Genomic DNA, 5,446 nt, shown 5'->3' with positions numbered 1-5,446 from the left:
GCGCGGGGGAGGCCGGTGGGGGGCGGCCCTCTTGGTTCACCTGGTTCACCGGGTCTGTCCGACTGCCGGTTCGACAGTAGCCGCCACGGTACGGACAAATGGGCCGTACGGGACAGAGGTCGCGGTTCTTAGGGCACGCTTAAGGCACGCATCGGAGCCGATTAAAGGTCCGGCCCGGCGACCGGAACACGATCGGGACGCCTCCTCGGACCTTCTCAGACCCCCGCCGCGGCTCCACGTTTGCGGCGGCGCAGACGGTGGCCACGGGGTTCACCGGGCGAGCGCCAGCCGTCCAGGCCTATCCAGATACGGACCTCGGTACCGCCCAGGACCGAGCGGCCGATCCGTACGTCCCCGCCCGTCGACTCGGCGACCCTGCGCACGATGTCCAGGCCGAGGCCGGTCGAGCCGTCCCGTCCGCCGCTGTTGCCGCGGGCGAGCGCGGCGCGCGGGTCGGCGATGCCCGGGCCGGCGTCCGAGACAAGCACGATCACCGCGTCCTCGCCGTTGTGCACATCGACCGAAAAGGCCGTGCCCTCGGGCGTATGGCGGAAGACATTGCCGAGCAACGCGTCGAGCGCGGCGGCCAGTTCGGCACGGACCACCGGGATGCGCACCGGCCCGCCGATGCCCGCGACCCGTGCCGTACGGCCCTCGTCCTCGGCCAGGGCGGACCAGAAGTCCATCCGTTCCCGTACGACTTCGGAGACGTCACAGCCTCCGGCCGGGCCCGCCGCCACCGTCTGCGGCTTGGCCTCGCGGGCCGTACGGATGATCGTGTCGACCTCGCGCTCCAACTGGGCGACCGCGGACCGGGTCTGGTCGGCGGCCGGCCCCTCCCCCAGCGAGGCGGCGTTGAGGCGCAGCACGGTGAGCGGGGTGCGCAGCCGGTGGGAGAGGTCGGCGGCGAGTTCCCGCTCGTTGGCGAGGAGCTGGACGACCTGGTCGGCCATCGAGTTGAACGCGACAGCCGCGGACCGCAGTTCGGTCGGCCCCTCCTCCGGGACGCGCGCGCCGAGCTTGCCCTCACCCAGCGCGTGCGCCGCGTGGGCGAGGCGCTGCGCGGGCTCGACCATCCGCAGCCCGAGCCGGTCGGCGACCGCGACGGAACCGACGACCAGGGCGAGACCGACGCCCGCGAGCACCACCCAGGCGGTGGTGACACCGTTGGAGACCTCGTCGTCGGGGACGAAGATCTCGACGATCGCGATGCGTGCCTGGCTGAGCGCGGTCGGCTGGAGCAGCGCGAAACCGCCGGGGACTTCGGCGATGGAGGCGCGGCCGATGTGCTGGACGGTGCGGAGGTCCTTCTCGGCGGCGCGGCGCGTACCGATCTCCAGCGGCAGGCCTTCTGTGCCCGTGCCCGTGCCGGTGCTTGTGTCCGTACCTGTGCCGGTGCCCGTACCGGCACTCGTACCGGTGCTCGTGTCCGTGCCTGTACCGGCGCCTGTGCCAGTGCCAGTGCCAGTGCCGGTGCCGGTGCCGGTGTCCGTACCTGTGCCGCTGCCCGTATCCGTACCCGTGCCGGCCGGATCGTCGACCGCCCTGACATGCACCGCCATCCGTCCGTACGCACCGGCCTGGGTGGAGGCGACGGCCCGTTCCAGCTCCGCGCGGTCGGTGGTGATGGAGAGGGTGGGGCCGATGGCGGCGGCCTGCCGTTCGGCGTTGGTGAAGGCGCGGTCCCTGGCCATCTCCTTGATGACCAGGCCCAGCGGTACGGCGAACGCCACGACGACCATCACGGTGACCGCCACGGCCACCTTGACCAGGGCCCATCTCATGCCGGCGGCCCCTGGCGGGGCGGCGCCCCGGGCGCGGGCGGCTCCAGCTTCACGCCGACGCCCCGCAGCGTGTGCAGATAGCGCGGCCTGGCCGCCGTCTCCCCCAGCTTGCGGCGCAGCCAGGAGAGATGGACATCGATGGTCTGGTCGTCGCCGTACGACTGCTGCCACACCTCGGCGAGCAGCTCCTTGCGCGGTACGACCACTCCCGGGCGCCCGGCGAGAAAGGTCAGCAGGTCGAACTCCCGGCGTGTCAGGTCGAGTTGGTATCCGTCCAGCTCGGCCTGGCGGCGCAGCGGGTCGATGGAGAGCCCGCCGACCCGGATCACCCTGGAGGGCGTGGCCTCCTCGGCGCCGGCGCGCGAGCGGCGCAGCACGGCCGCCATCCTGGCGGAGAGATGCTCCACCGAGAACGGTTTGGTGAGGTAGTCGTCGGCGCCGTCGTTGAGCAGCCGTACGATCTCGGCCTCGTCGTCCCGCGCGGTGGCGATGATCACCGGTACATCGGTGATCCCGCGCAGCATCTTCAGCGCCTCGGATCCGTCGAGATCAGGCAGGCCAAGATCGAGAATGACCACATCGAAGCGGAAATGGGCCACTTCGCGCAGCGCCTCCAGGGCCGTACCGACGCTCCGTACGGTGTGGGAGGCCTCGGTCAAGTGCCTGATGAGGGCGGAGCGCACGAACTGGTCGTCCTCGACCACGAGCACACTGGGCATGGGCCGCACCGTACGCCATCCGGGCGATGCGGGGAGGCCGGTCGGGGCCAACGGGGCAGGTGTGGCGCGGGTGTTGCGGGTGCGGCACCATGGCCGGGATGCGCAGAGGACTCGTACACGCGATGGCCTGGTCGCTCGCCACCGGGGCGGCGGTCACGCTCTCGTGGTGGGGCGTCCGTACGGTCATGACCGGTACGGCATACGACCCGCCGCGGGCGCTCGCGCTCCCCACGGACAGCTCGACCAACTCGACGGCACGGCCGCCCAGTCCGCTCGTCTCGTCGACACAGCGGCCCCCGAGCCCGTCCGCGGCCCCCGGCCCGAGGGCGAAGCCGCGCACAGCGGAGACGACGGCCCCGACCCCGGCGGAGACCGCGACCGACAGCCACCCGCCCGCGCCGTACCCCTCCCAGGACGCCCCCGAGCCGAGCACGGCCGCCTCCGAACCGGCCGCATCCGGCGAGGTCAAGAGCTATACGGTCGACGGCGGCCGGGTCGCCTTCGACATGGGCCCGGTCTCCGCCGAACTGGTCTCCGCGACCCCGGACGCGGGCTGGCAGATGCAGGTCTGGACCCAGCCGTACTGGATCCGCGTGACGTTCACCCGGGACGGCCGCGAGGTCTCGGTCTTCTGCACCTGGAACGATCACCCCCCAATGGTCCAATTCGATGACCGTTGACGCGATGCCGTAATCGTTGATGCGATGAGATTGTGCCCCCGGCTGCGTCATGGCGGGGGGCACAGTACGGTCCGGTGTCAGCCGGTGAACGCGTCCGGCGGGGGCAGTGGGGACGGTTTGGCACTCACGTCGGTGACGGGTAGGGCTCCGCCGGTGAAGTCCCGCAGGGCGCGGCCGTGTTCGACGCGGCCCGGGTGGGGATCGCCGGCCACGCGGCGGGTCAGTTCGGCGACGGGAAGTTCGTCGTCGGAGGCGAGCAGGATCGCGTTGCCGAAGCGGCGGCCGCGCAGGACCGCCGGATCGGCGGCGAGCGCGAGGTGCTCGAAGGCGGTCGCGGCGGTGGCGATCTGGCCGCGGAGATGGGCGAGGGGCGGCCCGTCCGCGAGGTTCGCGGCATAACGGCCACCCGGCCGCACGACCCGCCGTACGTCCGTCAGGAACTCCGCGCTGGTCAGATGCGCGGGCGTGCGCGCGCCGCCGAACACATCCGCGATCACCAGATCCGCCCACCCGTCCGGCACCTTGCCGAGCCCGGCCCGGGCGTCGGCCGAGCGGACCCGTATCCGCGCCGCGGGATCCAGCGGCAGCCGCTCACGTACGAACCGTACGAGCGCCTCGTCCACCTCGACGATCTGCTGGCTGGAACGGGGCCGGGTCGCGGCGACATAGCGCGCGAGCGTGAAGGCACCGCCGCCGAGGTGCACGACCTGGAGGGGCCGGCCGGCGGGCGCGACAAGATCGGCGACATGGCCGAGCCTGCGCTGGTACGCGAAGGAGAGATACGTCGGGTCGTCGAGGTCGACATGGGACTGCGGAGCGCCGTCGATCAGCAGGGACCAGGCGCGGGGGCGCTCGCGGTCGGGTATGAGCTCGGCGTGGCCGCGGTCGACGGAGGCAGCGATGACGGCTTCCGCCGCCGCGCCCCGCCTGCTCCTCGCCATCGCACCATCTTAATTCGGGCTCGGTTCGCCTCCGAGCGCCTCAAGCCCCTGTCGACGGTCGACCGTGCTCGGTCCGCTCGTTCCTCGCTCCCCTGCGCGCCCACGCGGCGGAGCCGCATATCGAACACAGCCCCTTTCGACAGCGGCCGGCGCCCTTCGGCTCACTCGCCAGGCCGCCGTGCGCAACCAGCACCGCCAACGGCGGGCCGTACCCATCGCCTCGCACCTCGGGGCCTGCGCCCACGCGGCGGAGCCGCATATCGAACACAGCCCCTTTCGACAGCGGCCGGCGCCCTTCGGCTCACTCGCCGGGCGGCCGAGGCTCAGCCGTACGTGTCACCGCGGCAAAGCTCAGCGGCACGTGTCCACCACGGCAACACTCAGCGGCATCTGTCCACCGCTTCGATCAGGCGTGCCGCCTGGCCCAGGGCCTCCCTCAGTACCGCCGGGTCCGTGACCGGGCCCGTCGTGTCGGGGGGCAGCAGCCAGCCCGAGCCCGTGACCGGGGGGTCCGTCTCCGTGCACGGGCCTTGCCCATGCGTCTGCGTGCACGCGCTGCCCGGCATGTCCCAGCCCGCCGCCGTGCCCGGCGGCACCAGAAAGCCCAGGGTGTCGCAGGGCGCGTCATGGAGCACCGGCCCCACCGCGGGCGCGGAACCGCGCCGCAGGATGTCCACCGCTTCGAGCCCTTGCCGGGCCGGAACGGTCACCAGGTCGCAGGGCTGCCCCGCGTCCTCGGGACGCGCGCCGCACTCCTGGCCGGTCGTGTGCTGAGACTCCAACAAGGGAACCCCTCCTCGTCGAGCGCAGACGCCGTGAGCGCCTCCACGGGGTTCAACGCCGCGCGGCGTCAACGGCTACGGCGCCGCGCCGCCTCAAAGGATGGCAGTTCATAGCAGATCAGGGGCGAGATATCCCCTTTGTCAATAAACCCTGTGTGTACGTCCCATCACAACCGGTACGTTCATGCTCCGCCGGAGGTGACCGGCAGGAGGAGAGGGCTCGACATGGCGTCGTCCCGGGCGGTTCCCAACCACGCCTTCCGCAGGCTGCGCGCACAGCGCTCACCCGCGGAGTTCGCCGCCGCCGTCCGCAGGGCCGCCCGCGAGATCGGCGAACAGGTCGCCTGCGACGCGCGCTACGTGGGCCGGGTCGAGGCCGGCGAGATCCGCTGCCCCAACTACGCGTACGAACGCGTCTTCCTGCACATGTTCCCCGGGCTGACCCTTCAGGACCTGGGCTTCAGCGCACGTGAACAGGTACGTGGCAGAGCCGCCCGGACCACGGCCGCCAGGACCTCGGCGCAACCCCCTCCGGCTCCC

5 protein-coding genes and 1 pseudogene are annotated in these 5,446 nt (G+C 72.2%); 2 read left to right on the top strand and 4 right to left on the bottom strand.

Annotated features, from left to right (window positions below; genetic code table 11):
• Positions 1 to 215: 215 nt before the first annotated feature.
• On the bottom strand, positions 216 to 1,784 hold the full coding sequence (locus WH07_RS34505; protein WP_046508911.1) for a sensor histidine kinase: 1,569 nt from the start codon (positions 1,782 to 1,784) through the stop codon (positions 216 to 218).
• On the bottom strand, positions 1,781 to 2,503 hold the full coding sequence (locus tag WH07_RS34500; RefSeq protein WP_079023802.1) for a response regulator transcription factor: 723 nt from the start codon (positions 2,501 to 2,503) through the stop codon (positions 1,781 to 1,783). Before WH07_RS34500 ends, WH07_RS34505 begins: the two co-directional genes overlap by 4 nt.
• Positions 2,504 to 2,601: 98 nt before the next feature.
• Between WH07_RS34500 and WH07_RS34495 the strand changes: the two genes are divergently transcribed.
• Positions 2,602 to 3,183: a hypothetical protein gene (locus WH07_RS34495; RefSeq protein WP_232789163.1), complete on the top strand. Its 582-nt coding sequence runs from the start codon at positions 2,602 to 2,604 to the stop codon at positions 3,181 to 3,183.
• Positions 3,184 to 3,260: 77 nt separating this feature from the next.
• On the opposite strand, the gene WH07_RS34490 is transcribed toward WH07_RS34495, so the two are convergent.
• Together WH07_RS34490 and WH07_RS34485 are read right to left on the bottom strand one after the other, a co-directional pair.
• Positions 3,261 to 4,124: a spermidine synthase gene (locus WH07_RS34490; RefSeq protein WP_046508907.1), complete on the bottom strand. Its 864-nt coding sequence runs from the start codon at positions 4,122 to 4,124 to the stop codon at positions 3,261 to 3,263.
• Between the two features lie 380 nt (positions 4,125 to 4,504).
• Positions 4,505 to 4,909, bottom strand: coding sequence for a hypothetical protein (locus WH07_RS34485; protein WP_408645985.1), 405 nt, complete (start codon positions 4,907 to 4,909; stop codon positions 4,505 to 4,507).
• 222 nt (positions 4,910 to 5,131) lie between these two features.
• Here WH07_RS34485 and WH07_RS34480 point away from each other — a divergent pair.
• Positions 5,132 to 5,446 (top strand): annotated as a pseudogene (locus WH07_RS34480) (tetratricopeptide repeat protein); the annotation flags it as partial.

Origin of the sequence: Streptomyces odonnellii (genome assembly GCF_000981895.1) — a bacterium.
Classification (GTDB): Bacteria; Actinomycetota; Actinomycetes; order Streptomycetales; family Streptomycetaceae; genus Streptomyces; species Streptomyces odonnellii.
The sequence above is the reverse complement of the archived record's forward strand: the minus strand, read 5'-3'. Positions and strand labels throughout refer to the sequence as shown.

What these genes read in the sequence shown, in the direction of transcription:
- WH07_RS34505 (WP_046508911.1), bottom strand. Translation starts at nt 1,784, where the DNA reads ATGAGATGGGCCCTGGTCAAGGTGGCCGTGGCGGTCACCGTGATGGTC.
- WH07_RS34500 (WP_079023802.1), bottom strand. Translation starts at nt 2,503, where the DNA reads ATGCCCAGTGTGCTCGTGGTCGAGGACGACCAGTTCGTGCGCTCCGCC.
- WH07_RS34495 (WP_232789163.1), top strand. Translation starts at nt 2,602, where the DNA reads ATGCGCAGAGGACTCGTACACGCGATGGCCTGGTCGCTCGCCACCGGG.
- WH07_RS34490 (WP_046508907.1), bottom strand. Translation starts at nt 4,124, where the DNA reads ATGGCGAGGAGCAGGCGGGGCGCGGCGGCGGAAGCCGTCATCGCTGCC.